At 36.7% G+C, this 25,434-nt stretch carries 21 protein-coding genes; 13 read left to right on the forward strand and 8 right to left on the reverse strand.

Annotated elements, in window-relative coordinates; translation table 11 throughout:
• Window positions 1–94: 94 nt before the first annotated feature.
• Window positions 95–1,588 carry a glycerol kinase GlpK gene (gene glpK, locus V7S79_RS07290; protein ID WP_459489914.1) on the reverse strand — a complete coding sequence of 498 codons (1,494 nt, stop codon included), beginning with the start codon at window positions 1,586–1,588 and terminating at the stop codon, window positions 95–97.
• 6 nt (window positions 1,589–1,594) lie between these two features.
• Complete coding sequence (locus V7S79_RS07295; protein WP_459489915.1) at window positions 1,595–2,296, reverse strand: MIP/aquaporin family protein; 702 nt, start codon at window positions 2,294–2,296, stop codon at window positions 1,595–1,597.
• Window positions 2,297–2,404: 108 nt separating this feature from the next.
• On the opposite strand from V7S79_RS07295, the gene V7S79_RS07300 reads away from it, so the two are divergent.
• The gene (locus V7S79_RS07300) at window positions 2,405–3,892 is read left to right on the forward strand and encodes a M20/M25/M40 family metallo-hydrolase (protein ID WP_459489916.1); all 1,488 of its coding nucleotides are present in this window, start codon (window positions 2,405–2,407) and stop codon (window positions 3,890–3,892) included.
• 54 nt (window positions 3,893–3,946) lie between these two features.
• Window positions 3,947–5,230, forward strand: a complete 1,284-nt coding sequence (gene ftsZ, locus V7S79_RS07305; RefSeq protein ID WP_459489917.1) for a cell division protein FtsZ — start codon at window positions 3,947–3,949, stop codon at window positions 5,228–5,230.
• A 427-nt stretch (window positions 5,231–5,657) separates the two neighbouring features.
• Here ftsZ and V7S79_RS07310 read toward each other — a convergent pair whose 3' ends face one another.
• A complete protein-coding gene (locus V7S79_RS07310; protein ID WP_459489918.1) occupies window positions 5,658–6,410 on the reverse strand; it encodes a copper homeostasis protein CutC in 753 nt (250 codons plus the stop codon).
• A 166-nt stretch (window positions 6,411–6,576) separates the two neighbouring features.
• Here V7S79_RS07310 and V7S79_RS07315 point away from each other — a divergent pair, with 166 nt between their 5' ends.
• The gene (locus tag V7S79_RS07315) at window positions 6,577–6,798 is read left to right on the forward strand and encodes a DUF2795 domain-containing protein (protein ID WP_130895915.1); all 222 of its coding nucleotides are present in this window, start codon (window positions 6,577–6,579) and stop codon (window positions 6,796–6,798) included.
• A 66-nt stretch (window positions 6,799–6,864) separates the two neighbouring features.
• Here V7S79_RS07315 and V7S79_RS07320 read toward each other — a convergent pair whose 3' ends face one another.
• On the reverse strand, window positions 6,865–8,424 hold the full coding sequence (locus V7S79_RS07320; protein WP_459489919.1) for a glycerol-3-phosphate dehydrogenase/oxidase: 1,560 nt from the start codon (window positions 8,422–8,424) through the stop codon (window positions 6,865–6,867).
• 181 nt (window positions 8,425–8,605) lie between these two features.
• Here V7S79_RS07320 and V7S79_RS07325 point away from each other — a divergent pair, with 181 nt between their 5' ends.
• The 4 genes from V7S79_RS07325 to serS all read left to right on the forward strand — a co-directional run bounded on the left by V7S79_RS07325 (window position 8,606) and on the right by serS (window position 12,450).
• A complete protein-coding gene (locus V7S79_RS07325) occupies window positions 8,606–9,283 on the forward strand; it encodes a tetratricopeptide repeat protein (protein WP_459489920.1) in 678 nt (225 codons plus the stop codon).
• 72 nt (window positions 9,284–9,355) lie between these two features.
• A complete protein-coding gene (gene ribH, locus V7S79_RS07330) occupies window positions 9,356–9,832 on the forward strand; it encodes a 6,7-dimethyl-8-ribityllumazine synthase (RefSeq protein ID WP_459489921.1) in 477 nt (158 codons plus the stop codon).
• Between the two features lie 17 nt (window positions 9,833–9,849).
• On the forward strand, window positions 9,850–11,172 hold the full coding sequence (locus V7S79_RS07335; protein WP_459489922.1) for an aspartate kinase: 1,323 nt from the start codon (window positions 9,850–9,852) through the stop codon (window positions 11,170–11,172).
• Between the two features lie 6 nt (window positions 11,173–11,178).
• Entirely contained in the window at window positions 11,179–12,450 is a 1,272-nt protein-coding gene (gene serS, locus V7S79_RS07340; protein WP_459489923.1) for a serine--tRNA ligase, read from the forward strand.
• An 82-nt stretch (window positions 12,451–12,532) separates the two neighbouring features.
• On the opposite strand, the gene V7S79_RS07345 is transcribed toward serS, so the two are convergent.
• Both V7S79_RS07345 and V7S79_RS07350 read right to left on the reverse strand, forming a co-directional pair.
• Window positions 12,533–13,231, reverse strand: coding sequence for a response regulator transcription factor (locus tag V7S79_RS07345; protein WP_459489924.1), 699 nt, complete (start codon window positions 13,229–13,231; stop codon window positions 12,533–12,535).
• Between the two features lie 9 nt (window positions 13,232–13,240).
• Complete coding sequence (locus tag V7S79_RS07350; protein WP_459489925.1) at window positions 13,241–15,055, reverse strand: sensor histidine kinase; 1,815 nt, start codon at window positions 15,053–15,055, stop codon at window positions 13,241–13,243.
• Window positions 15,056–15,186: 131 nt separating this feature from the next.
• Between V7S79_RS07350 and V7S79_RS07355 the strand changes: the two genes are divergently transcribed.
• Complete coding sequence (locus tag V7S79_RS07355; protein WP_459489926.1) at window positions 15,187–15,933, forward strand: T9SS type A sorting domain-containing protein; 747 nt, start codon at window positions 15,187–15,189, stop codon at window positions 15,931–15,933.
• A gap of 172 nt (window positions 15,934–16,105) precedes the next feature.
• Here V7S79_RS07355 and V7S79_RS07360 read toward each other — a convergent pair whose 3' ends face one another.
• The gene (locus tag V7S79_RS07360; protein WP_459489927.1) at window positions 16,106–18,205 is read right to left on the reverse strand and encodes a prolyl oligopeptidase family serine peptidase; all 2,100 of its coding nucleotides are present in this window, start codon (window positions 18,203–18,205) and stop codon (window positions 16,106–16,108) included.
• 10 nt (window positions 18,206–18,215) lie between these two features.
• A complete protein-coding gene (gene ruvB / locus V7S79_RS07365) occupies window positions 18,216–19,241 on the reverse strand; it encodes a Holliday junction branch migration DNA helicase RuvB (RefSeq protein WP_459489928.1) in 1,026 nt (341 codons plus the stop codon).
• A gap of 437 nt (window positions 19,242–19,678) precedes the next feature.
• Here ruvB and V7S79_RS07370 point away from each other — a divergent pair, with 437 nt between their 5' ends.
• The 5 genes from V7S79_RS07370 to V7S79_RS07390 all read left to right on the forward strand — a co-directional run bounded on the left by V7S79_RS07370 (window position 19,679) and on the right by V7S79_RS07390 (window position 25,388).
• Window positions 19,679–21,007, forward strand: coding sequence for a C69 family dipeptidase (locus V7S79_RS07370; RefSeq protein WP_459489929.1), 1,329 nt, complete (start codon window positions 19,679–19,681; stop codon window positions 21,005–21,007).
• Complete coding sequence (locus V7S79_RS07375; protein ID WP_459489930.1) at window positions 21,004–22,353, forward strand: flavin monoamine oxidase family protein; 1,350 nt, start codon at window positions 21,004–21,006, stop codon at window positions 22,351–22,353. The genes V7S79_RS07370 and V7S79_RS07375 overlap by 4 nt, the downstream gene beginning before the upstream one ends.
• A 78-nt stretch (window positions 22,354–22,431) precedes the next feature.
• Window positions 22,432–23,853, forward strand: a complete 1,422-nt coding sequence (locus V7S79_RS07380) for a BatD family protein (RefSeq protein ID WP_459489931.1) — start codon at window positions 22,432–22,434, stop codon at window positions 23,851–23,853.
• A 6-nt stretch (window positions 23,854–23,859) separates the two neighbouring features.
• Entirely contained in the window at window positions 23,860–24,951 is a 1,092-nt protein-coding gene (gene aroC / locus V7S79_RS07385; RefSeq protein ID WP_459489932.1) for a chorismate synthase, read from the forward strand.
• Window positions 24,948–25,388: a nucleoside deaminase gene (locus tag V7S79_RS07390; RefSeq protein WP_459489933.1), complete on the forward strand. Its 441-nt coding sequence runs from the start codon at window positions 24,948–24,950 to the stop codon at window positions 25,386–25,388. The genes aroC and V7S79_RS07390 overlap by 4 nt, the downstream gene beginning before the upstream one ends.
• Window positions 25,389–25,434: the final 46 nt, after the last annotated feature.

The following is a 25,434-nucleotide window of genomic DNA, read 5'->3' on the forward strand; positions in this document are numbered from 1 at the left end:
GAGGAATGTAGAATTAAGAATGTAGAATTAAATATTATACATCTTAAATCATACGTCATACATCTTACATCATACGTCTTACATCTTACATCAACTATTCTTCTGCCCAATCAAAGCTCTTCGTAACAGCTTTTTTCCATTGGTGTTGCAAATGTTGTCTTTTTTCAGGCTGCATTTGAGAATTCCAGCGATGTTTAATCGCCCAATTTTTCTTCAAATCCTCTAAATTTTCCCAAAAACCTACCGCTAAACCAGCGGCATAAGCGGCACCCAAGGCGGTAGTTTCAATGATTTTTGGACAAATGACTTCCTGTCCTATGATGTCCGATTGGAATTGCATCAATAATTCATTCACAACCATTCCGCCATCTACACGCAGTGAAGTGATGGGAATGCCTGCATCTTTTTCCATGGCTTCCAAAACTTCCCATGTTTGGAAAGCGGTTGCTTCCAATGCAGCACGCGCAATGTGTGATTTATTGATATACCTTGTGAGTCCTACCAAAACACCCCTGGCATCAGATTTCCAATATGGAGCATAAAGCCCTGAAAATGCAGGGACAAAATAACATCCTCCGTTGTCCTCTACCTTTGCGGCCAATGTTTCAATTTCTACACTATCTTGAATAAGGCCTAAATTATCTCTTAACCATTGTACTAGGGCACCTGTAATAGCCACAGATCCTTCCAAGGCATAATGCACAGGCTCGTCGCCCAATTGGTAAGCAACAGTGGTTAATAAGCCATATTGAGATGGAATGGCTTTTGTTCCTGTGTTCATTAACATAAAACAACCCGTTCCATAGGTATTTTTGCCTTGTCCGGGATCAAAACATGTTTGTCCTACCAATGCAGCTTGTTGGTCACCCAAGATACCAGCTAAGGGAACTCCGTTCAATACGCCTTTGGCTTTTGCATAAACGGTAGAACTAGATTTTATTTCTGGTAACATCTGTTTAGGGATGTTCAACACGTTTAAAATTTCATCGTCCCATTGGCAAGTCTCTAAATTCATTAATTGCGTTCTACTCGCATTGGTAACATCTGTGATATGGATACCACCTTCCGTTCCTCCTGTTAAATGCCAAGCAATAAAAGTGTCCATATTGCCAAAAATAGCCTCGCCTTTTTCGGCATCTTCTCTGACATTGGGCACATTATTCAGTAACCATCTTAATTTTAATCCACTGAAATATGTAGCCAATGGTAGTCCCGTTTTGGCTCTAAAACGATCTGTCCCTCCATCTTTGGCAAGCTCTGCTAATTCAGAACCTACACGAGTGTCTTGCCAAACCAAGGCATTGTAATAAGCTTTTCCTGTTTTTTTATTCCAAACAACTGTTGTTTCTCTTTGGTTGGTGATTCCAACCGCGGATAAATCATTGGCGGTTAAATTGGCTTTGCCCAAGGCTAATCCAATGACTTCCTGTGTATTTTTCCAAATTTCAGCTGAATCATGTTCAACCCATCCTGCTTGTGGATAAATTTGCTCATGCTCTTTTTGACCCATGGAGATTATTTCTCCCGATTTATTAAAAATAATGAAACGGGAACTCGTGGTTCCTTGATCGATAGATCCAATATACATGATTACTTATTTTAATGATAATAGAAATACACCCAATAATGCACCTAAAGAGGGCCCTAAAACAGGAATCCAGCCGTAGGACCAATCGCTTCCTCCTTTGTTTTTGATTGGTAAAATGGCGTGCAGGATTCTGGGACCTAAGTCTCTAGCCGGATTGACCGCATAGCCTGTGGTTCCACCTAGACCTAAGCCTACTGCCCAAACCAATATTCCTACTAAAAATGGTCCCAATCCATGTGAAATGGAAGAGAAGGTTCCTAATGCGAAAACGATCAATGCAGAGGGTAATATTTCTGAAATTAAATTGAATGTCGTGTTTTTGATGGCAGGATCAGTGCAAAAAGAAGCTTTGATTGCCCCAGCATCTTCCGTGATATCATAATGTGGTTTATATTGAATCCAAACCAATAATTGACCCAACATGGCACCCAAAATTTGTCCACCTACATAAGTTGTGAATAAACTCCAATCACCAGATTTTGCAGATTCCGCTATGGTAACGATGGGATTTAGATGTGCGCCTGGACTACCAAAATAGGTAGAAACAAAAATGCCAATTGTAACAGCAAATGCCCAAGCTGCAGCGATGGCCAATAATCCCGTTTGGTGACCTTTGGTATTTTTTAATAAAACATTGGCAACCACGCCATTTCCAATATACAGTAGGGTAGCAGTTCCGGCTAACTCGCCAGCGAAAATCGAACTCATGTGAATAGGTTTAAATTAACAGTTTTTCAAAACTATAAAACATTTGCATAAAAACACAAAAAGAACTAAATTTCTGATTATAAATTACCTTTAATTATATCTTCCTCGATGAACCGAATTTTACTTATATTTTCTGCCTTTTTAATCTTATTCTTATCAACTAGTTCTATCCCATTAATAGGCGAAGAATCTTGGGAAAATGTCTTTAAAAGAATCAATGATGAAGTAAATCAGCATTCACAAGCTTATTCTAATCTTGGATTTGCTTGTAATACCATGGGCCATCGTTTGACGGGGAGTGAAAAAGGCAAAAAAGCAGAAGAGTACGCCTATTCTTTATTTAAAAAATACGGATTTAGAGATACAAAATACCAATCATTTCAAGTAGAAGCTTGGGCGAGAGATACTGTTACTTTATCCATTGCTCCACCAAAATCGGATGATTTTAGAGATGTACCTGTTGTTTCTTTGGCCATGACGCCGATTGAAGCCAATATTACTGGTAATATCATTGATGTAGGAAATGGATTGGATGGCGATTTTCTTGAGAAAAAGGATTTAGTTAAGGGTAAAGTTGTTTTAATGAATATTGGTTTAATAGAGCCAAAGGCTGGAGAAAAAAATATTCACCGTTCTGAAAAGACTGCTTTAGCCATAGAGCATGGAGCGGTTGGAGTTATTTTTGTGAATACCGTAAAAGGACAAGTTTTATTAACAGGAACAGCTTCTGTTACAGGAAATTTAATTTCCATTCCGGCAGTTTGTGTTTCGTGGGAAAGTGGAACAGAAATTCGTAATTGGTTGAAATCTCAACCTGGATTATTGTCGATGATTGAAATGCACAATGTAAGTCAACCCATCAAGGCAAGAAATATCATAGCCACTTTAAAAGGAGATAATAGTAAATATAAACACGAGAAAATCGTGATTGGCGGCCATTTAGATTCTTGGGATTTAGCTCAAGGCGCGATTGATAATGGAATTGGTTCATTCTCTGTCATTGATATTGCTAGAACATTTAAGGCCTTGGGATTAAAGAGTAAGCGCACCATTGAATTTGTGGCATTTATGGGAGAAGAGGAAGGCTTATTGGGTTCCAAAGCCTATATTCAAAAAGCCAAGCAAAATGGTGATTTGGATGAAATAGTGTATATGGTCAATTTAGATATGACAAATGATGTGCATGGTTTTAATGCAGGAGGGAGAAAAGAATTATTACCTCTTTTGAAAGAAATAGGTGATAAAATTAAATCCATCGATGGCAATTTTGAAAATCAACAAATCAATTCAGCAGGCTTACATTCTGATAATCAATCGTTTTTAATGGAAGGAATTGCAGCGAGTACACCGATGGGTAGATTGGGAAAAGGAGTGGTAGATTGCTACCATGCCAACTGTGACGGTTTTAATTTGGTGAATGAAAAAGAATTGAAAAATACGGTTAAATATACTGCCATGCTTTTGTATGGTTTGGCCAATGTGCCCAAATTTCCGACGCAACGTTTAGACTTTTATTCCACTCGCGATTTTTTCATTCAACAAAACTTGAAGAGAGATTTAGAATTAGGTGGAGAATGGCGTTGGGGAAACGATTAAATATTCCCTTATTTTATTAATTTTGCAAAATTTGTATTCTAAAATACCCATAAAATGAGTAACAATAGTCCTTCTTTCTTTGATCACAATTTTGAAGTAGTACCAGAATCGTCATTCAAATCCATTATAAAAGTTATTGGTATTGGTGGCGGAGGATCCAATGCGGTTCGCCACATGGACAACATGAAGATCAAAGGAGCTGATTTAATTATTTGCAATACGGATTCACAGGCTTTGGCTTCCAATCCTGTAAAAACGAAAATTAAATTAGGCGATCAAGGTTTAGGTGCTGGAACAGACCCTGAAGTTGGAAAGAAAGCAGCATTGGAGAGTAAGGGCAAGATTGAGGCTGTTTTGACACCTGGGACTGAAATGATTTTCATTACCGCAGGTATGGGTGGTGGAACGGGTACTGGAGCAGCGCCTGTCATTGCAGAAATTGCTAGAGAAAAAGGATTGCTGACTGTGGCAGTTGTTACAGCTCCCTATTCATGGGAAGGAAGAGATAAAATTCAATACGCATTAAACGGTATTCAGGAATTAAAAACGTATTGCGATACGGTTTTAGTGGTTATGAATGATAAATTGGCTCAAATTTATGAGTCCTTAGCGGTGAAAGATGCTTTTGCTAAAGCCGACGATGTCTTAGCCAAAGCAGTTAAAAGTGTGGTAGACGTAATCGCAAAACCTGGAGATATCAATACGGACTTTATGGATGTAAAGAAAGTGTTGAAAAATGCGGGTCAGGCGATGATGAGCTCCGCTTTAGGAAAAGGCGAAAATAGAGCATTGGATTCAATCACAGAAGCGTTGGAATCTCCTTTGTTGAATTCTCAAGAAATCAAAGGGGCAAAGCGTATTTTGATTACTGCTGCAACGAGTAGTAACAAGGATTTAAGAATGGATGAACAATCCGTCATTGTAGATTATCTAATGGCGCGCGTAAGCACGCAAGCGGACATGGTAAAATTTGGATTTTCTACCGATGAAACTCTTGGGGATGATTTATATTTAACTGTCATTGCAGCAGGCTTTGAGCATGAACAAAATGCCTTGGATGGATTCCTTTTCGACGATACAAGTCATTATGGATCTGCTGAAAATCCCGTATTGACCCCAGGTGAAACCTTCGACTTTTCAGATTTTGAAAGTAAACAAAACTCCAATATTGTTGAAAGCGAAGAAGTTCGTTTTGCGAAATTATTGGATAGTTATAAAAAGGGTGGCCCTGATTCGAAAGATTTCTCAATTCCTACTTACCAAAGAAACAATGTTCCTTTGTATGACATCAATCGAGTGCCTCAAAATGAATGGGTAGAATCAAACTTATACGAATAATGCGAATCAAGGGTTAAAAACTAAAATTCAGGATCTTTTCTAATAATTGTGGCTAGATAAAATTTAATTACATTTTTCCCGGCCAACAATGCAATTTTCTGGCTAATTCATTTTCTATGGTATTTCTTTTTTTGAAAAAAAAGAAACAAAAAAACGTATTTGTCGCAAGTTAATCCAAGACGAATCAGCAAGCTGACCGATTTTCACTTCGCTCTTGGCTATTTTCTTTGACCCTGACGCACATCGCCCATGCACATTGTCAAAGCTCCGCCTACCGCTACGTTCAAATCTTTCGTTGGGATTAACCAAAAGTTCATTGATAAGTTTGAAAAAAGAAGAAATAGCGTTGGCTGGGCGTATCCGAGGCCAGAAGCGGTAAGTAGAGAAATAAAAATTTGAAATTTTGACTCTTGATTCGCATGAATAGTTAGATAGCTTTGATTTTTTGGACAGTTTCTCGAATGATTTCTTCGTTGGAATAAGCAATTTCAAATTCTGAAATTTCAGCTACTCCACCCATCGAAATGCCAGGTCTGCGATATTCCATCAAGGAGTTTTTGGTAGTTCTTGCACTCAAATGAACGGCATTTACTCCAGCTGAAACAAAATCTAGGCAGTTGATTGGATTGACACCACTGCCTGCCATGATTTCTATTCTTCCTTGACTTTCATTGACCATCTCGGCAATCATTTCAATGCCATCATGGGCTTTGTTTTTGCATCCAGAGGTTAATATTCGCGTAAATCCAAGGTCAACAAGTGCATTTAATACTTCCAAGGGATCCTTGGAAACATCAATGGCTCGATGAAAGGTGAGAGGCAAAGAGCCAACTTTCGCTTTGATCTTTTCCATAAAAGGGTAATCGACATCTCCATTAGGTAAAAGTGCACCCACCACTATTCCATGAACACCTATTTTTATTAGTGACTCAATTTCAAAAAGCATGGTATCTTTTTCAAAGGAATCGTAGCAAAAATCTCCGCCTCTCGGACGTAACATCGTATGAATTTCGATGTTGGAGGAGGCAATTGAAGCCTTGACTAATCCCAGAGAAGGAGTTGTTCCACCTTCCCAAGGAGAACCACATAATTCAACTCGATGTGCCCCCGCTCGATCCGCTGAAATGGTAGAAAATAGGGAATAGGAGCAAACTTCAACTTTTATGGATTCAACAATCATGGCTTATTTTTTACGCTATTTTAACTGAGAAAATATATTTTTTTAAAATTTATCAATAAATCTTTTATAAATATAATTTTATTTTACTTTTGCAGTCCGAAGGCTTTTTGTAATTAGCCGAAGGATTTAATTATTCATTCAATTTTACGGTTTAAATATACTAATTATGTACTGGACACTAGAACTTGCCTCTTATTTAGAAGATGCACCTTGGCCTGCTTCGAAAGATGAATTAATCGATTTCGCAATTCGTACAGGTTCACCTTTAGAAGTGGTTGAAAATTTACAAGAATTGGAAGATGATGGTCAACCCTTTGAAAGTATTGAAGAAATCTGGCCAGATTATCCAACAAAAGATGATTTCTTCTTTAATGAAGACGAATATTAATAATTATGGGTTATGAATTATGAATTATGAAATGTTTTACAAAAATCATAATTCATAATTCATAATTCATAGTTTTTTCTTAATCCTCTCCGCTAATTCCTTATCCCTAATTTCGATCCCCCAGCGGCGTTGAAGAATGTCCTCTAAATCGGTGGCCATTTCATTTTCTTTTAAGTATTCAATTTCACCTTTTAAATAAGGCTCATCAGCTAAAATTGGTTGAAGACCATTTTTTTGTTGTTGGCAAAAAGTTAAAACTTCCAAAGTCTTAGAGCCATATATTTCTTTCAAATGCTCGATTGTTTTGGGAAGAAGAGATGTTTCTTTGGCAAAATCCTGAATTGCTTGTTCATTGATGATATGCCCGCCCTCTAAAGTGAAATCTCGGGTGGTACATTTGGATTTATTTTTTTCAAATATTTCATTTTCCATTACATCAACTGTATCTTCTGCCATCACTCGGTAAGTGGTCCATTTTCCACCCATGATACTGATCAAATTACTTCTTTGATCAAATTCCACTTCATGGTCACGAACGATGGATTTTGTGTCCGTTTTCATGGCAGATTGTAAAGCTTCTTGGAGTAAAGGCCTTTGTCCAACAAAATCGGAACAGATGTCTTCCATGCTTGCTTTTCTTTTGGCAAAACGATTGAAATAATCCAATAGATATGTTTTTTCATCTTCCTTGATTACCGGACTTTCTTTTAAGGAATCCGCTTCATCTGTAGTACCAACTAAGATGTAATCTCTCCATGGAATTAAAAAGACCACACGGCCATCATCCGTTTTAGGTATTAAAAGTGATAATTCACCAGGCCAAAATTCTTTTTTCAGTACGATATGAGCACCGCGACTCACCTTCATTCTTTGGTGCAATTTTGGATTCGCCATTTTGCGAACAGCATCCGTAAATGGGCCAGTAGCATTGATGAATGCTTTGGCTGAAATTTCGTGTTCTGTACCTGAAAGGGAATCTTTGAAGGTTAATTTTTTTATTTTTAAACTTTTGGGACTAAGCGTAAATTGACTTAGTTCAGCGTAATTTAGGATGGTCGCGCCCATTTTTTCAGCACTTTGTACCAAAGCTAAAGCGTATCTGGCGTCATTTAATTGGCCATCAAAATACAAAATTCCCCCTTTCATTCCTTGTGTGTCTAGGGCGGGAATTAAATGAGACATTTCTTTTGGGCTCAATCCCTTACTACTTTGCAAATTGGTTGAACCCGCTATTTTATCATACATCCACATTCCTATTCGGTAATAAATTCTGTCGAACCAAGAATAACAAGGAGTTAATAATCCCAAAGGATGAGCCAAGTGGGGAGCATTTTTTAGCATGATTTGTCGTTCATGCAAGGCCTTATACACCATTTTGAATTGTTGCCAATCGAATGTTTTTACAGCCTGTTCTAAATATCGAACTCCTCCATGAACTAATTTTGTCGATTTTGAAGAAGTTTGGCCAGCAAAATCGCCTTTTTCAATCAATAAAACCTTATACCCTCTCAATGTGGCATCTAGTGCTACACCTGCACCTGTTGCGCCACCACCAATAATACATACATCATAGGTTGAGTTGTTTTCTTGAATTTTTTGAAATTGGGAGGTTCTATTGAATGTCATAAAAAATAAAATAGTAGTCTTTAATAGGAATAAACGACAATTTAGGAAGATTATGTAAAAATAAACGTAAAAGATTCTAATAAAATTGATAAAAATGAAAGAGATTTTATAATTTTGCATTCCTTTTGACTGAAAGTTCAAAAGAATGATAACTCCAAAAAGAATCCTGATAAAGACAGTTATGGCAAAGAAAGAAAAATTAGAAGGAATTGAAATTATAGAAAGCCCAGAGGCGCTTCAAGAGGAATTCAACAAAGTAACCGGTTTAGTTGAAAAAAATAAATCATCTCTTATTGGAATTGGTGTAGCCGTGGTAGCAATTATTGCTGCAGCTTTTGGTTACAAATATTATACAAGTTCACAAGATGCTGAAGGAGAAAAGAAGTTATTCAAAGCGGTTTATGCTTTTGAAAATGATTCTTTATCTACTGCTGTCAAGGACTTATCTAAAATTTCAGATGAGTTTGGCGGGAATACGCAAAATTTAGCTGATTTGTATTTAGGAATTACCTTCTTAAAACAAGGTAAGTTTGATCAAGCAATCGAGAAATTAAAAAACTTTAGCAGTACAGATTTGTTGGTACAAGCAAGAGCTTATTCTTTAATTGGAGATGCTTATTCTGAGAAAAAATCTTACACTGAGGCCATTGAATATTATCAAAAAGCGGCTGATTATAAAGCGAACAAATTCTTTACACCTACTTATTTGCTGAAATTAGCTACGGCTTATGAATCAAATAAACAGTCGAAAGAAGCTTTAGATGTTTACACACAAATTACAGAGAAATTTCCGCAGTCGTCTGAGTCGATTCCTGCAAAGAAATACAAAGCTCAATTAGAAAGCTCAATCTCTGAATAATCATTTTTTCGAAATATAAGGTAGGGGATAAGAGCAGCAGTTCTTATCCCTTCTTGTTTTAAATACAATAATATGTCTTCTGCAGATAAAAATTTAAGTGAATTTCTTGCAAAGAATTTGCCAGATGTAAGTGCTAAAAAGTTTGCCATTGTGGTTTCAGAATGGAATCAAGAGGTGACAGATGCCTTGTATGAAGGCGCTTATAATACCTTAATAAATTATGGTGCAAAGGCTGAAAATATTTTTAGAGCGGAGGTGCCAGGTAGCTTTGAATTGAGTTTAGGAGCACAGAAGTTGGCTCAAAGACCCGAAATTGATGCTGTGATTTGTTTGGGATGTGTGATTCAAGGTGAAACAAAGCATTTTGATTTTATTTGTCACGCAGTAGCTCAAGGAATCACTAATGTTAGTTTAAAGTATGATAAGCCTGTGATTTTTGGAGTATTAACTCCAAATAACCAAGAACAAGCTTTGGCAAGAGCAGGGGGAATTCATGGCAATAAAGGAGATGAAGCGGCGTTTACCGCTATTAAAATGTTAGGTTTATAAAATCAAAATAGATTATTATGCAAGTTTGGAAATTCGGAGGAACCTCTGTTGGAAAGCCAGAAAGAATGAAATCAATTCGTCAACTAATTACAGAGGACGGAAAACCTAAAATTGTTGTATTATCTGCATTATCAGGAAGCACCAATTCACTTTTGTCGATATCTGAATCTTTAATCTCAAAAAATATAAGCGAAGCCAAAGAAAAAGCCAATGTGTTGAAGGCGCACTATGATTCTTTTTTACAAGAATTGTATGCAACTCCAGCTGGACTAGCGAAGGGCCAAGCGATTGTTGAAAAAGAGTTTTCATTTATTGATCAATTGATTGCTACCGCACCATATACTTCCAAAGAGGAGAAAGAAATGGTTGCTTTGGGTGAATTGCTTTCTACCCAAATTTTTGAAGCTTATTTGCAAGAAGAAGGAGTGGATTCTTTGCTGTTACCTGCTTTGGATTTTATGGTGATTGATGAGGACAACGAACCAGTTTTGTCTAAAATAGAAACCAATTTGGTAGCTATTTTAGCGCCACACAAAAACAAGCAAATTTTTATTACGCAAGGATTTATTTGCCGGAATCCAGCGGGAGAAGTCGATAATTTAAAAAGAGGAGGATCTGATTACACTGCTTCATTGATTGGCGGAGCTATTGCTGCGGACGAAGTTCAAATTTGGACAGACATCGATGGGATGCATAACAATGATCCTCGAATTGTTAAAAATACCTTTCCGATTCGTGAATTAAGTTTTGCGGAGGCAGCTGAATTAGCTTATTTTGGCGCAAAAATTTTGCATCCAAGTACCATTACTCCTGCGAAATTAAAAGGAGTTCCTGTTCGTTTGAAAAATACAATGGAGCCAAGTGCTTATGGAACGTTAATTTCTGAAAAATCAACGGACACAGAAATCAAGGCCATTGCTGCCAAAGATAATATTACTGCTATTTATATTCATTCAACCAGAATGTTGAATGCTTATGGTTTCTTGAAACGTGTTTTTGAAGTATTTGAAAAATACAAAACACCGGTGGATATGATTACCACTTCTGAGGTTTCTGTTTCAGTCACAATCGATAATACTCAAAATTTGGATGCTATTATGAGCGAATTGAGAGAATTTGCTGATTTAGAAGATCCAGATATGAATCAAGTGATTATTTGCATTGTGGGTAATTTTTATGCAGATAAAGAAGGGATTGCCATTAAAGTGTTGGATGCAATGAGAAATATTCCAATCAGAATGATTTCTTATGGAGCTTCCGAACACAATATTTCACTTTTGGTAGATGCTAAATACAAAAACGATTCATTAAACGCTTTAAACGAAGGATTATTCTTTTAAAATACTATGTTAACGGTTCAGTTTATACGCAATAATAAAGATGTTACCATTCAAGGTTTGCAGAAAAAACATTTTGCAAATGCGGAATCGATCGTCCATCAAATTCTAAGCTTGGATGATTCGCGTAAGAGTTTATTGCAGCAAGCAGAACAGGTATTAGAAAAATCTAATGCGCTAGCCAAGCAGATTGGTGGTTTAATGCAAACAGGCCAAAAAGAACAAGCTGAAGGTTTGAAAGCTGAAACAGCCGAATTAAAAGTTCAATCAAAAGAATTGGGTGAAGCCGCAAAAAAAGCGGACCAAGATTTATTGGATGTTTTGATTACCCTACCAAATTTACCACATGCTTCAGTTCCACAAGGAAAAGTGGCGGAGGATAATGAAGTGGTTCTTACTTGGGGAGAAGTGCCCAATTTACCTGAGGATGCGCAACCACATTGGGATTTGATTAAGAAATATGACATCATTGATTTCGATTTAGGAAATAAAATCACAGGTGCAGGTTTCCCTGTTTATAAAGGAAAAGGTGCTCGGTTACAAAGAGCATTGATTAATTTCTTTTTAGACGAGGCAATTAAAGCTGGATATTATGAAATTCAACCTCCTATTTTGATCAATGAAGATTCAGGTTATGGAACGGGTCAATTGCCTGATAAAGAGGGACAAATGTACATTACCAAAGAAGAAGGTTTGTATTTAATTCCAACGGCAGAGGTTCCTATTACGAATCTATATCGCGATGTGATAGTCAATGAAAAGGAATTGCCTATCAAAAATGTGGGTCATACACCTTGTTTTAGAAGAGAAGCGGGTTCGTGGGGAGCACATGTTCGTGGCTTAAATCGTTTGCACCAATTTGATAAAATTGAAATTGTTCAAATTCAATTGCCTGAAAATTCGTATGCAGCTTTAGAGGAAATGTCGGCACATGTTCAAGGTATTTTACAGAAATTAGGCCTTCATTATCGTGTTTTGCGTTTATGTGGTGGTGATATGGGCTTTGCTTCTGCATTAACTTATGATATGGAGGTTTGGTCTGCTGCTCAAAATCGATGGTTGGAAGTGAGTTCTGTCAGTAATTTTGAGACTTTTCAAGCGAATCGCTTGAAGTTAAGAACCAAGATTGATGGGAAGTCTATTTTATGCCATACATTGAATGGTTCAGCTTTAGCCTTGCCACGTATCGTTGCGGCGTTATTGGAAAATTATCAAACGGCAGATGGTATTATGATTCCTGAAGTGTTGGTGCCTTATTGTGGGTTTGATAGGATATTTTAGGAGTTATTGGAAAACTTAGTGCCTTTGTGTTAAAATGGATGTTTTATCACAAAGGCACTAAGTTTTCTCTTTGCTCTTCCCTTTATCTTCCAACTTTCAAGATAAACCCTTCTCCATGCAAATTCAATAATTGAATTTCGGGATCATCCTTCAAAATCTTTCTTAGCTTAGTCATATAAACGTCCATACTGCGAGCATTGAAATAGGTGTCGTCTCCCCAAATTAATTTAAGGGCATAACTACGACTCACGGGATGACCAATGTTTTCGCAAAGTAATTTCATTAAATCATTTTCTTTGGGAGTAAATTTTTGTTCCTTGTCGTCAACGACTAATTTCATTTTGTTTGGATAGAATAAAAACTTTCCAAGTGTAATTTCTTCTGCTAAAGTAGGAATGACTTTGTCTTTTTGGCTTCTTCGTAAAACAGCTTCCATTCTAGCCAAAAGTACTTCCATCGAAAAAGGCTTTGTCAAATAATCATCCGCACCCACTTTAAAGCCTTGCAAGGTATCTTCTTCCATAGATTTTGCCGTAAGAAAGATGATGGGGACTTGAAGGTGATTGGCTCGTATATCTTTAGCCAAAGAAAATCCGTCTTTTTTTGGCATCATTACATCCAAAACACAAAGGTCGAATTGCCCTTTGACAAAAAAATCCAAGGCTTGATCTCCATTTTGTGCCCATTGCACTTGGTATCCTTTTTTCTTTAAAAATTCAGATAACAATAATCCTAAATTTGGATCATCTTCTGCCAATAAAACATTTGGTTTAGCTTCCATATTTAAAAATTAAAGGGGTAAACTGATTTTAAAAGTACTTCCTTCATTTAACTTGCTGGTTAATTTCACTTTTCCATGGTGTGCCTCCACAATTTTTTTGACATAACTTAAACCTAATCCAAAACCTTTTACATTGTGGATATTACCAGTGGGAACCCTATAAAATGGCTCAAATACAGTTTCTAGCAAATCGCTCGCAATCCCAATTCCTTGATCTTTAATTTCAATAGTCATGAATTGTGAGTCATCATAGGTTGTGATGCTTACAATGGGATTTTCTTTGCTGTATTTAATCGCATTATCCAATAAATTGAACAAAACATTTGAAATGTGCACCTCGTCAATTTCTACGTAGTGTTTTTCAGCATGTAAGAATAATTCAATTTGCCCATTTTGCGATTGAATCAACGGGCCATTCATTTCTACTATTTGGCGGATTAAAGCATGTAAATCTACTTTCTTTTTCTTTAAGCTAATTTCTTCTTTTTCCATTTGAGCCGCTTGTAAAACTCGTTCCACTTGTTGTCCCAAACGGATATTTTCATCCTTAATGATGCCCAAATATCGCTGAACCGAATCATTTTGAATCATTATGGGGTCTTCTTGAATCAATTGAGTTGCTAAAGAAATGGTGCTAATAGGTGTTTTGAATTCATGGGTCATGTTATTGATAAAGTCATTTTTAACCTCTGCCAATTTTTTTTGTTTCAAAATCGTCAGGATAGCAACATAAAAACAGCCAATCATGATTAATAATAGCAGTGCAGAACCCCAAAAATTCAGTGCCATTGCTTGCCAGATGTAGGAGTTTTGACTAGGGAAATACAAGGTTAAAAACTCCCCTGACGAATGTAAGTCGTTGGGAAATAAGGCAGAAGAAATAAATATGCCTTCTTTTGATTGCAGAGATTTGAATTTTTTCAAGCTTGGAGAGGAGGCATATATCCAATCTTTGTTTGATTGAATAGTTAAGGGTGAAATGCCAAATAAATAATTTTGATGGATATTTTTTTGAGCCAATTCAATCTTGATTAAACTATCGATATAATGCGGTTCAACTCTTTGTTGGATAGGTCTTTCTTTGAACAGAAAATCCGAGAATACTTCTTTTGCAAGCTCGGTTTTTTGCTTTACTTTCTGCAATTCGGCTTTTTCCTTTCGCAGTTCTTGTTCTTTTTTACCTAATTCCGTTTGTATTTCTTTTTTTAACTGGCTGATTTGAATGTTTTTTTCTTTGATTTTTTTGTTTAATCTTCGCTGTCTAGCCAATGGATTTCTATTGGGCCGTCTTATATCCGATTCAAAGATTTGGTTCAATTGCTGTTCCTCTTGGTACCTTTTTTGAATGTCGGATGAATTGATTTCTAATTGATGATATTCCTCGGTGATTTCTGCTATTTGGCCATTGGGTAAAAGAAATGATTTTTTGACATACATGATGTTGTCAGTTGGCACTTCATGTTGAAAATTACCTAATTTATTTCTACTTAAATTTTCAGGATTTGTTGCACCCAAATAATCGATGGTAGTTACATCCGTATTTTTCTTCTCTGTATTTTTTTTCGGTTTTGAGGCTAGTTTCTCAGCCATCAAATCCAGTTCTTTTTTTTGTCTTTCGTACAATTGTTGTCTTTGAGCCAACACCACCAATTCTTGCTTTTCTAATTTTCGAACCACTTGTTCAATGGCATCATGTGCTTGGACAGAAAATTGTTCTTTTTTGGATTCCATCATAAAGCCAAGCCAATACGCTTGAAAAGCAATTAAGCCAATCAATGCTAAAGTCATTGCGCCAATAATGAGTCGAATTTTATTTTTTGACATCTGATGAAAATCTGGATACAAAAGTAAATGATAAATTGATTACTTATCCTTTTTACTGCGCGCTTAACATTCTTTAACATTTAGGTTTTGAATGATTTATGTATGTTTGCAAAGTCTTAAACTAATATAATATGAAAAAATTATTCATTACGGGGATTTTAGGCTTGGCCATTTTCTCAACCTTTGCCCAAGATGCAAACAAAAAAAATACCACCTCGATGAAAATTGTCATCGACGACAATGGAAAGAAGCAAATCATTGAAAAAATCTTTTCAGATGATGAATTGGCTCAAAAAGAAATCAAAAAGTTTTCAGATTCTTTAGATATTTCCATGAAACAATCAGATGGGAAACGAAAAATTGTTACAGTCAATGTTAACAAAAATAGAAGCGAATTTTCTCCGAGTGATTCGTCTAAAACAACACGAAGATTCATCATTCAAGATGATGGTCGAATGGGATCTCCTGCAGAAAACGATGTAATCTTTTTTCGTAACGATGGAAAAAATAGGCCTTTAGTTAAACCATTAGGTCGTCCAGGTGATGTTATGATGAGAAGAGATAGATTGGATAGGGATGATGTAATTCTTCGTAAGCTAAAAGAACAAAGACAATCAAAAACGATCAAAGGCTTAATTGCTCATCCGAACAATCCATTCAATGGGAAAATCAATGTCCGCTTCAACGCCATTCAAAAAGGGGATGTTATTATCGCAGTTACGGATGTAAATGGAAAAGAAATCGCTTCAGAATCGGTCAAGAATTTTGAAGGAAAATATATGGGCCAAATCGATTTGAAAAAATCAGGTAATGGCATTTATTTTGTCCGCGTCGTACAAAACGGAGATGGTTTGGTGATGAGAGTGGAGGTTGAGTAGAGGGATGAGGTAAAAGGTAAGAGGTAAAAGGTAATAGGTAAAAGGTAAGAGGTGGGATTTCAGGTTAGTAATAATTCTTAATGCCATAATGTTAAAAAAGAGTAGATAAAATACCCATGGGTTTACTATTATTCCTCTTACCTCTTACCTCTTACCTTTTACCTATTACCTATTACCTAACCATGTTTCCCAGCACAAAAGCATACATATCTGCCGTTAATTCAATCGCTTTGGCAGTGTTGCTGGCTCCATGACCGCTATTGGTTTCAATGCGGATGATTGTGGGATTTTTACTCGTGTTTTTTTCTTGTAAAGTCGCTGCGTACTTAAAACTATGCGCAGGTACTACTCGGTCATCGTGGTCTGAGGTGTAGACCATGGTAGCAGGATAATCGCGCGATTTGATGTTATGAAGAGGAGAATAAGCATAAAGTGCTTTGAATTCTTCCGCATTATCGCTACTGCCATAATCAGCTATCCAATTCCATCCTATGGTGAATTTTTGAAATCTCAACATATCCATCACTCCAACTCCAGGTAGAGCTACAGCAAATAAATCAGGTCTTTGATTCATTACTGCTCCAACTAATAAACCTCCATTCGACCTTCCAGAAATGGCTAAATGAGAGGAAGAGGTGTATTTTTCTTTGATCAAATATTCAGCGGCAGCGATAAAATCATCAAAAACATTTTGTTTTTTTAATTTCATTCCCGCCTCATGCCATTTTTCTCCATATTCGGAACCACCTCTTAAATTAGCAACAGCATAAATTCCACCTTTTTCTAACCAAGGTATTAATGTTGAAGAAAACGACGGCGTGACAGATATATTGAATCCTCCATAGCCATATAGGATTGTCGGATTTTTACCTTCTAGTTTAATCCCTTTTTTCGCAATGATGAACATCGGAATTTGGGTGCCATCTTTGGAAGGGTAAAATTTTTGAACAACGGTATAATCCGTTGGATCAAAAGAGAGGTTCGGTTTTTGGAATATTTCGGACTTGTTATCCGCTATTTCGTAACGATAAATCGTTGGCGGAAAATTGAAGGATGAATAGGTGAAAAAGGTGGTTTTATCGCTTTTATAGCCATAAAATCCACTAACATTGCCTAAGCCTGGAAGCTTTACTTCTCCTAATTTTTGTCCTTCGTAATTGTAAATGATCACTTTGGAACAAACATCTTTCAAATAATTTAAAAATAGTCTGTTTCCTACGGTTGTAATACCTTGTAAAGATTGCTTGCTTTCAGGAATGAGTACCTTCCATGCACTTTTTACAGGATTTTTTGGGTCGATGATGATAACTTTTTGATTGGGAGCATTTTCATTGGTGCTTAAAATGAATTGCTCGCCTTTGTTATCAATGAAGCTAAAATCAAATTCTCCAGGTTCCTTAATTAACGGTTGAAACGTTGCATTTTTATCTGCTGTCTTTAAATACCAAAGAGCATTTCCGTCTAATCCCTTTCCACGGTCACTTATGGTTAGAAAAGCATATTTTTCATCATCACTGGTGATAACTGTATGAAATCTTTGTGGATGAGAAGGATCTTCGAAAATCAATTGATCCTTGCTTTGGTCTGTACCTACTTGATGAAACCAAACTTGGTGATTTTCATTTTTCGTACTTAATTCTTTGCCTTTTTCGGGCGCTGGGTATCTGCTGTAATAAAAGCCATTTCCCGCCCAAGCGACACCGCTCACTTTTACCCAATTTAATTCATCTGTCAAATCTTTCCCAGTTTGCATATCCCGCACATAATAAGTCTGCCAATCGGAGCCACTTTTACTAATTCCCCAGCAGGCATATTTACCATCTTTACTTAAATTAAAATTGGATAATCGGGTAGTGGCGTCTTTGGATAAAGTATTGGGGTCCATGACCAATTCTGCTTTGCCTTTTAATCCCTTTTGACGATAAAGCACATTTTGATTTTGTAATCCTGAATTTTTGTAGAAATAATACCATTCACCTTTTTTGATTGGGGCAGATAATTTCTCGTAATTCGAAATTTCTTCAATGCGTTTTTTAAAAGCATTTCTCGTGGGTAATTTTTCTAAATAGTCGAAGGAAACCTTGTTTTGTTCCTTTACCCAAGCCTTTGTTTCTTCGCTATTGTCATCTTCCAGCCAACGATATGGGTCATCTACTTTTGTGCCATGGTAGTCATCCACGACATTGATTTTTTTGCTTGTTGGATAGTGTAGTTGTGCCATAGAAGACATTGAAACCGAAATGCTGATAAGAATAGATATAATTTTTTTCATTGTTGAATGCTTAAAATAATGTGCCAAGGCCTGCTTTAGGTACGATTCCCACATGTCGATAAGCTTTTTCTGTGGCTTCTCTACCTCTGGAAGTACGTTTTAAAAATCCTTCTTGAATTAAAAATGGCTCATAAACTTCTTCAATCGTTTCAGCTTCTTCTCCACAGGCAGTTGCAATGGTGGTTAAACCAACTGGTCCGCCTTTGAATTTTTCAATGATGGTCAAAAGAATGCGATTGTCCATTTCGTCCAACCCATTTTGGTCAACATCCAAGGCTTGAAGCGCGATTTTAGCAATTTCCTCATCTATTTTTCCGGTGCCTTTGATTTGTGCGAAATCACGCGTTCTTCTCAATAGGTTGTTAGCGATACGCGGCGTACCTCTAGATCTTCTGGCTATTTCGTAAGCGCCGGACTCTTCAATGGGCATTTTCAAGATGGTAGCAGAACGTTTTACGATACTTGTTAATAATTCTGCATTGTAATATTCCAAACGGGCATTGATACCAAACCTAGCTCTCAATGGGGAGGTTAGTAAACCTGCACGAGTGGTAGCACCAATGAGTGTAAATGGATTTAATCCAATTTGTATGCTTCTGGCGTTTGGTCCTGAATCTAACATAATGTCTATTTTATAATCCTCCATCGCTGAATATAAATATTCTTCCACAATGGGATTTAAACGATGAATTTCATCAATAAACAAAACATCAAATGGTTGTAAATTAGTTAATAAACCTGCTAAATCGGAAGGTTTATCCAATACTGGACCGGAAGTGATTTTTAAGGTTGAACCTAATTCATTGGCAATAATATGCGACAAAGTCGTTTTGCCTAATCCTGGAGGGCCATGCAACAAAACATGATCAAGGGCCTCATCTCTTCCTTTCGCTGCCCCAACAAAAACTTGTAGATTGTCAACAATCTTTCCTTGGCCAGCAAAATCCAAAAAACTCAAAGGACGTAATGCCTTATCAAATTCCTTTTCTTGTGGATTTAGAGATTCAGAATCACCTGTTAAATAATCTTCGCGCATATTGATGGATGGTAATTAGCAAAGATATTGAAAATGAAAAACTTTGTGTTCCTTGTGTTAAAATTTTAACGCAAAGTACACTAAGTTTTTCTTTGATTTATTGTAAAAGGTTTCAATGTTTTGGACAATTGCAGCTTTTCTTTTTGAAAAGGCCCCAAAGGAAGCCTCTTTTTTTTCGAACCTTATTCGCTTTCTTGAAATTATTGGGTGAGTAATGTACTGCGCTGTTGACAGAAACGGCAAATGTTTCGTTTGGAAGTGTAAATGCGAATAAAAAGAGGAACAATATGTATTTCATAGTACCATTATATCTGCAAACTTAGAATAATTTGCTGAAATTTAAACGAAAATATCGATGGGGAAATTTCATTGCCATTAAATATTTTGGAAGCTCAATAATTAATCCGATACTTGTAAAACAAATCTAAGCTTTAACTATGTGCGATACTTTGTATAGTCCTGCTCAATTAAACCAACATGGACATTCAATTTTAGCGAAAAATTCTGACCGCGAACCCAATGAAGCACAGCAAATTGTTCGAATTCCTTCTTCTAAACGCTTGAATCAAAAAGTTCAAACTACTTTTATTACCGTAGATTGTCCCCAAGAATGTTATGAAGTCATTCTTTCAAAACCTTTTCAAATGTGGGGTGCAGAAATGGGAGCTAATGAATATGGTGTAGCGATTGGAAATGAGGCTGTGTTCACCAAAATGAAGTTGGCCAAAACGAATCGAGGCTTAACGGGTATGGATATGCTTCGTTTGGCCTTGGAGCAATCAAAAACGGCACTAGAAGCTCTCCGCGTCATTAAGTATTTATTGGAAAAATATGGGCAAGACGCTTGTGGAGGGTATCAAGATAAAGGAATGTTTTATAGCAATAGTTTTTTGATTGCCGATCCTTCAGAGGCCTATATTTTTGAAACAGCGGGTCATTTTTGGGTTCAAAAAAAGGTAAATTCTTATTCCTCCATATCGAACATTTTGACGATTGCTAGGGATTTCGATGAAATCCATCCAGAAGCCATGGAGTTTGCGTATCAAAAAAAATGGGCTTCACGAACTGAGAGTTTTTCTTTTCAAAAAGCCTTTTCAGAACCTATTATGTCGTTTTTGGGCAAAGGGTCTCAACGGAAATTTCAGTGCGATCAGCAGGGTTTATTGGCTAGCGGTCCAGTGAAATTCAGGCTAAAAGATGCAATTTCTATTTTGCGAAGTCACAAAGCATCGGGCAATTTTGAACCTTCTGATGGAGATATGGGAAGTATTTGTTTGCATGCTCAAGGATTATTAACCCCCTCACAAACCACAGGTAGTATGGTGGCGGAACTTCGAAATAATGGACAATCGACGGTTTGGTTAACAGGTTCTGCCGCACCTTGTTTGAGTGTTTTTAAACCCTTTTATTTTGGAACAAATGTCTTGATGGAGGAAAATTTCATGCCACCTAGTGCTAAATTTGACGCCTCTTATTGGTGGCAATGGGAAGAATTACATCGGAAGGCTTTGAATAATTATCAGTCCATACACCATGAAGTGGACACATTTCAACGATTCAATGAAGAAGAATGGATAGAGAAGGATTATCAATTGCTGCAAAATTTCGACCATAGGCATTTGGAGGAATTTAGTCAAAATTGCCTAGTAGAATCGAACGTGTTTTTACAAGATTTGAAACAAAAATTCAGGGGTTTAATTAGTAACAAAGGTGCCTTCTTTTACCGTTTGTATTGGAATTGGCAAAATAAAAAAGTGCAACTATGAAAACGATACAAACAGATATTTTAATTGTTGGAGCGGGTTTTGCTGGCATTGCGGCGGCTAAAAAATTAAAAGCAGCAAATAAAGATTTTGTGTTGATTGAAGCACGAGATCGAATTGGTGGCAGAACGTTGACTGAAACCTTGGAATGCGGAGTGACAGTTGATTTAGGTGCAAAATGGGCTGGACCCACACAGCATTTATTGTGGGAGTGGATTCGAGAAACGGAAACGGAATTTTATGATACCTATGATGCAGGTAAAAATCTGTTGAAATTTGGAGATAAATTATCTTCCTACACAGGAGTTATCCCCAAAATTGATCCAATTTCCTTGGTTGATTTAGGAATTGCGATTGAAAAAATAAATAAATTATCGAAAGGCATTTCATTGGAAAGTCCTTGGAATCATCCTAAAGCCAAGGAATATGATTCAATGACTTTAGCAACTTGGATGGATAAAAATATTTGGACAAAGAAAGCTAAGCATTTGTTTGAAATTGGGATTCAAACCGTTTTTGCTGCCGAGGCAAGCGAGATTTCTTTGTTGTTTGCCTTGTTTTATTTTCAATCGGGCGATAATATGGACACCTTAATTTCTATCAAAAATGGTGCTCAACAAACGATTTTGAAAGGTGGGATGCAAGGATTGGCGAAGAAAATAGCTAAGCCTTTGATGGATAAAATTCATTTTAATCAAGTACTTAGAAAAATTAGTCAGCACGAAACTGGCTTGATAGCTGAAACAGATCATTTAAAAATAGAAGCTAAAAAATGCATATTGGCCTTGGCGCCGGCTTTGATGAATCAGATTCAGTTTGAACCTGTTTTGCCACAACAAAAAGCCCAACTTTATCAGCGTATGCCCATGGGTGCTGCGATGAAATGTTATTGTATTTATCCGACACCTTTTTGGAGGGATTTAGGGTTCAGTGGACAAATTGTGAGTGATGAATTTCCTGTCAAAGTAACTTTCGATGTAGGTCATAGTAACTCTGACAAAGGAGTGTTGTTGGTTTTTGTGGAAGGAAATGATGCACGAAATTTCATCGATTTAGCTCCTGAAGAACGAGAAAAATGGGTGTTGGATCGACTTGTAAAGGTATTTGGAGAACAAGCCGCGCATCCTTTGGAATATATCGACAAATGCTGGACAGAGGAAGAATTTTCTCGAGGTTGTTATACAGGTTTAATGGGCCCAAATACGATGACGCAATTTGGGCAATACCTCAGAACACCTTTCATGCATCTACACTTCGCAGGTACTGAAACAGCCACTCGCTGGAATGGTTATTTAGATGGTGCTATTTCGAGTGGGTACAGGGAAGCGGAGTTGATGCATGATGTATGATGTAAAACGTAAGAGGTAAATTAAGAATTCCTCTTTTCGCTTTCCTCTTTTCTGACAACTAATAACTAAATTGCGAAGATGTTTACTAGAAAAGTAATTTTCTTCTTGTTGTTTTTAGGTTTAGTCTCTAAGAGTTTTTTATCAAGCGCTCAGACTAAACCTGAAATTACTGCGCAGGTTGATTCGAAAAATATCACTACAGAAGAAGATTTAGTGATTTCTGTTTCTAGCCAAATTCCTGTTGTTTCCAATGAACCCATCAGCTTTAAATTTCCTGAAATTAATTTTTTCACGAAAATTGGAGTAAGTAGAAGCAAATCTTCCAATTATTTGAATGGGCAATTGATTACCACATTTACTTATTCACAACATTATCGAGCATCCAATAGTGGTATTTTCAATGTACCCGCTTTAGAGGTATTATTTAATCAACAAGCAGTGAAATTAGATCCTTTTAGTGTGATTGTCACCAAAGGGATTAATTTGCCTTCTCTCACTGATGAAATAGCTTTGACCAACATCCCCAAAGAAATTCAAGCGAATAATAAACCTTTTTTATTGGTTTCTTCTAGTAATTATCATCCTTATGTTGGCCAAGGTTTTACCTTAAAATTTTCGTTATTTATTCCTGAAAACAATGTAGATCATTTGGAATTTGATCGAAATGATTTGCAAATCCCTCTTTTGATCCAAAAAATTAAGCCGGCCAATTGTTGGCAAGAGAATTTTGAATTAGAAGAAGAAAAGATTGTTTCCGTTGAATTCAATAAGAAAAAATACACGGAATATCGATTTTTTCAATCCACTTACTTTGCTTTGGATCCTACACCTATCCGAATACCAAGCTTAAGTTTAAGATTAGTGAAATCAGTGGAAAAGGGTGATGAAGGACAAAAAATCAATGTTTTTTTTAAATCGCCTTTGGTTATTGTTCAGCCTAAACCATTACCCAATAAATCAATGAACAATTTGCCTGTTGGAGTATTTAGCCTGAAAGAAACCATTTCTAAAAAGTCAGGTAAAACAGGGCAAAAGTTGATTTATCAATTTAGTTTACAAGGTGATGGGAATAGTATTTTGTGGGATAAGAAAAAATTGGAATCGGATTTTTTTATTGATTTTCTTCGTTTGAACTCTTCTGTAAAGGTTTTTCCATTTAGAGATCAAATGTTTGGAGATAATTCAGAGAAAATTCAAATTATTCCTAAACAACCTGGTAAATTTGCGTTGAATAAATATTTTAATTGGGTATATTTCAATACTCAAACAGGACAATTAGATACGCTTGAGTCTAAAATAATTCTTCAAATAGAAGGAAAGCCTTCTGATTTAAAATTGAATACAAAAGAAGAAGTTTCTGAACTTTATCAAGGATTGGAAAACCATAGTAGTTTGGATTTGATTTGGAATCGTTGGATTAATTGGAGTCAGGTATTTAATGCAGTTGTAGTTTTAATGTTCATTATCGTAATTTTTGTTATGATAAGAATGCCTAAATAATAAAAAATGGGAAGTTTATACGGAAAGATATTTCAAATTAGCACCTTTGGTGAATCTCATGGAGCTGCTGTAGGAGTGGTAGTTCAAGGTTGTCCTTCAGGAATTGATTTCGATTTGGATTTTATCCAATCAGAATTAGATCGTAGAAAGCCTGGTCAATCAAGAATCACTACCCAAAGAAAAGAGGCAGATTCTTTAGAAGTTTTGTCAGGCGTTTTTGAAGGTAAAACCACAGGAACACCGATTGCAATGTTGGTTTGGAATGGTGATCAACGTTCCAAAGATTATTCCCATATATCTGATCAATTTAGACCTTCTCATGCTGATTTTACTTATTTTGCCAAATATGGTTTAAGGGATTATCGAGGAGGAGGAAGAAGTTCTGCCCGCGAAACAGTTGCACGTGTGGCAGCTGGAGCTTTGGCAAAATTGGTTTTGAATCAATTAGGTGTTAAAATTTCGGCTTACGTATCGCAAGTAGGAAAATTGAAATTGACGACTCCTGTCGAGCAATTGGATTTATCTTTAACAGAAAGTAATGCTGTTCGTTGTCCAGATGCTCAATTGGCTGAGGAAATGTTTACTTATATTGATGAGATAAGAAAGCAAGGTGATTCTGTTGGAGGTGTTGTTTCAGCCTATATTGAAGGATGCCCAGTTGGACTTGGAGAGCCCGTTTTCGATAAATTGCATGCAGAGTTGGGCAAGGCTATGTTGAGTATCAATGCCGTCAAAGGTTTTGAGTATGGAAGTGGTTTTGATGGTGTGGAGTTGAGAGGTTCTGAGCACAATGATGTCATTGTAAAAGATGCGGAAACTGGTAAAATTAAGACCTTGACGAATCATTCTGGAGGTATTCAAGGTGGGATTTCCAATGGGGAGCCCATTTATTTTCGCGTAGGATTCAAGCCTGTTGCTACCATCATGCAAGATCAAGATAGCTTAAATGAAAAAGGGGAGAAAATTACTGTTTCTGGTAAAGGAAGGCACGATCCTTGTGTAGTTCCGAGGGCAGTACCTATTGTAGAGGCGATGGCAGCTATCGTAATCTTAGATTTTTATTTGCGCAATAAACTGATTCAAGCATCTGCCTTATGATTTTTGATGAAGATGCCTATTACATGGGTTTGGCGTTGAAACAAGCTGAAAGAGCCTTGGAGGAAGAAGAGATTCCCGTAGGGGCAGTGGTAGTTTGTCAAGGAAAAATTATCGCCAAAGCCTATAACCAAACGGAAATATTGACCGATGTAACAGCACATGCAGAAATGATTGCCATTACTTCTGCTGCTCAAACGATTGGAGCCAAGTATTTGAAAGACTGTACTTTGTATGTGACTTTAGAGCCATGTTTAATGTGTGCGGGAGCTATTTATTGGTCTCAATTGGGGAGATTGGTTTATGGAGCAAGCGAGGAAAAGAGAGGGTTTCAGCAATTGGGAGCAAAAATATTACATCCCAAGACGGAAATATTGGGTGGAGTTTTGGCAGCGGAATCAGAGAGTTTATTGAAAGATTTTTTTTCAATGAGAAGATAATTTTGGAACAAAATGTTCTTGTTAATAGTTTTTTAGAATGTACTTT

It is taken from the genome of Aquirufa sp. ROCK-SH2 (assembly GCF_054558315.1).

Excerpts from the sequence above, each read along its gene's own strand:
- glpK (WP_459489914.1), bottom strand. The coding sequence starts at position 1,588 with ATGTATATTGGATCTATCGATCAAGGAACCACGAGTTCCCGTTTCATT.
- V7S79_RS07295 (WP_459489915.1), bottom strand. The coding sequence starts at position 2,296 with ATGAGTTCGATTTTCGCTGGCGAGTTAGCCGGAACTGCTACCCTACTG.
- V7S79_RS07300 (WP_459489916.1), top strand. The coding sequence starts at position 2,405 with ATGAACCGAATTTTACTTATATTTTCTGCCTTTTTAATCTTATTCTTA.
- ftsZ (WP_459489917.1), top strand. The coding sequence starts at position 3,947 with ATGAGTAACAATAGTCCTTCTTTCTTTGATCACAATTTTGAAGTAGTA.
- V7S79_RS07310 (WP_459489918.1), bottom strand. The coding sequence starts at position 6,410 with ATGATTGTTGAATCCATAAAAGTTGAAGTTTGCTCCTATTCCCTATTT.
- V7S79_RS07315 (WP_130895915.1), top strand. The coding sequence starts at position 6,577 with ATGTACTGGACACTAGAACTTGCCTCTTATTTAGAAGATGCACCTTGG.
- V7S79_RS07320 (WP_459489919.1), bottom strand. The coding sequence starts at position 8,424 with ATGACATTCAATAGAACCTCCCAATTTCAAAAAATTCAAGAAAACAAC.
- V7S79_RS07325 (WP_459489920.1), top strand. The coding sequence starts at position 8,606 with ATGGCAAAGAAAGAAAAATTAGAAGGAATTGAAATTATAGAAAGCCCA.
- ribH (WP_459489921.1), top strand. The coding sequence starts at position 9,356 with ATGTCTTCTGCAGATAAAAATTTAAGTGAATTTCTTGCAAAGAATTTG.
- V7S79_RS07335 (WP_459489922.1), top strand. The coding sequence starts at position 9,850 with ATGCAAGTTTGGAAATTCGGAGGAACCTCTGTTGGAAAGCCAGAAAGA.
- serS (WP_459489923.1), top strand. The coding sequence starts at position 11,179 with ATGTTAACGGTTCAGTTTATACGCAATAATAAAGATGTTACCATTCAA.
- V7S79_RS07345 (WP_459489924.1), bottom strand. The coding sequence starts at position 13,231 with ATGGAAGCTAAACCAAATGTTTTATTGGCAGAAGATGATCCAAATTTA.
- V7S79_RS07350 (WP_459489925.1), bottom strand. The coding sequence starts at position 15,055 with ATGTCAAAAAATAAAATTCGACTCATTATTGGCGCAATGACTTTAGCA.
- V7S79_RS07355 (WP_459489926.1), top strand. The coding sequence starts at position 15,187 with ATGAAAAAATTATTCATTACGGGGATTTTAGGCTTGGCCATTTTCTCA.
- V7S79_RS07360 (WP_459489927.1), bottom strand. The coding sequence starts at position 18,205 with ATGAAAAAAATTATATCTATTCTTATCAGCATTTCGGTTTCAATGTCT.
- ruvB (WP_459489928.1), bottom strand. The coding sequence starts at position 19,241 with ATGCGCGAAGATTATTTAACAGGTGATTCTGAATCTCTAAATCCACAA.
- V7S79_RS07370 (WP_459489929.1), top strand. The coding sequence starts at position 19,679 with ATGTGCGATACTTTGTATAGTCCTGCTCAATTAAACCAACATGGACAT.
- V7S79_RS07375 (WP_459489930.1), top strand. The coding sequence starts at position 21,004 with ATGAAAACGATACAAACAGATATTTTAATTGTTGGAGCGGGTTTTGCT.
- V7S79_RS07380 (WP_459489931.1), top strand. The coding sequence starts at position 22,432 with ATGTTTACTAGAAAAGTAATTTTCTTCTTGTTGTTTTTAGGTTTAGTC.
- aroC (WP_459489932.1), top strand. The coding sequence starts at position 23,860 with ATGGGAAGTTTATACGGAAAGATATTTCAAATTAGCACCTTTGGTGAA.
- V7S79_RS07390 (WP_459489933.1), top strand. The coding sequence starts at position 24,948 with ATGATTTTTGATGAAGATGCCTATTACATGGGTTTGGCGTTGAAACAA.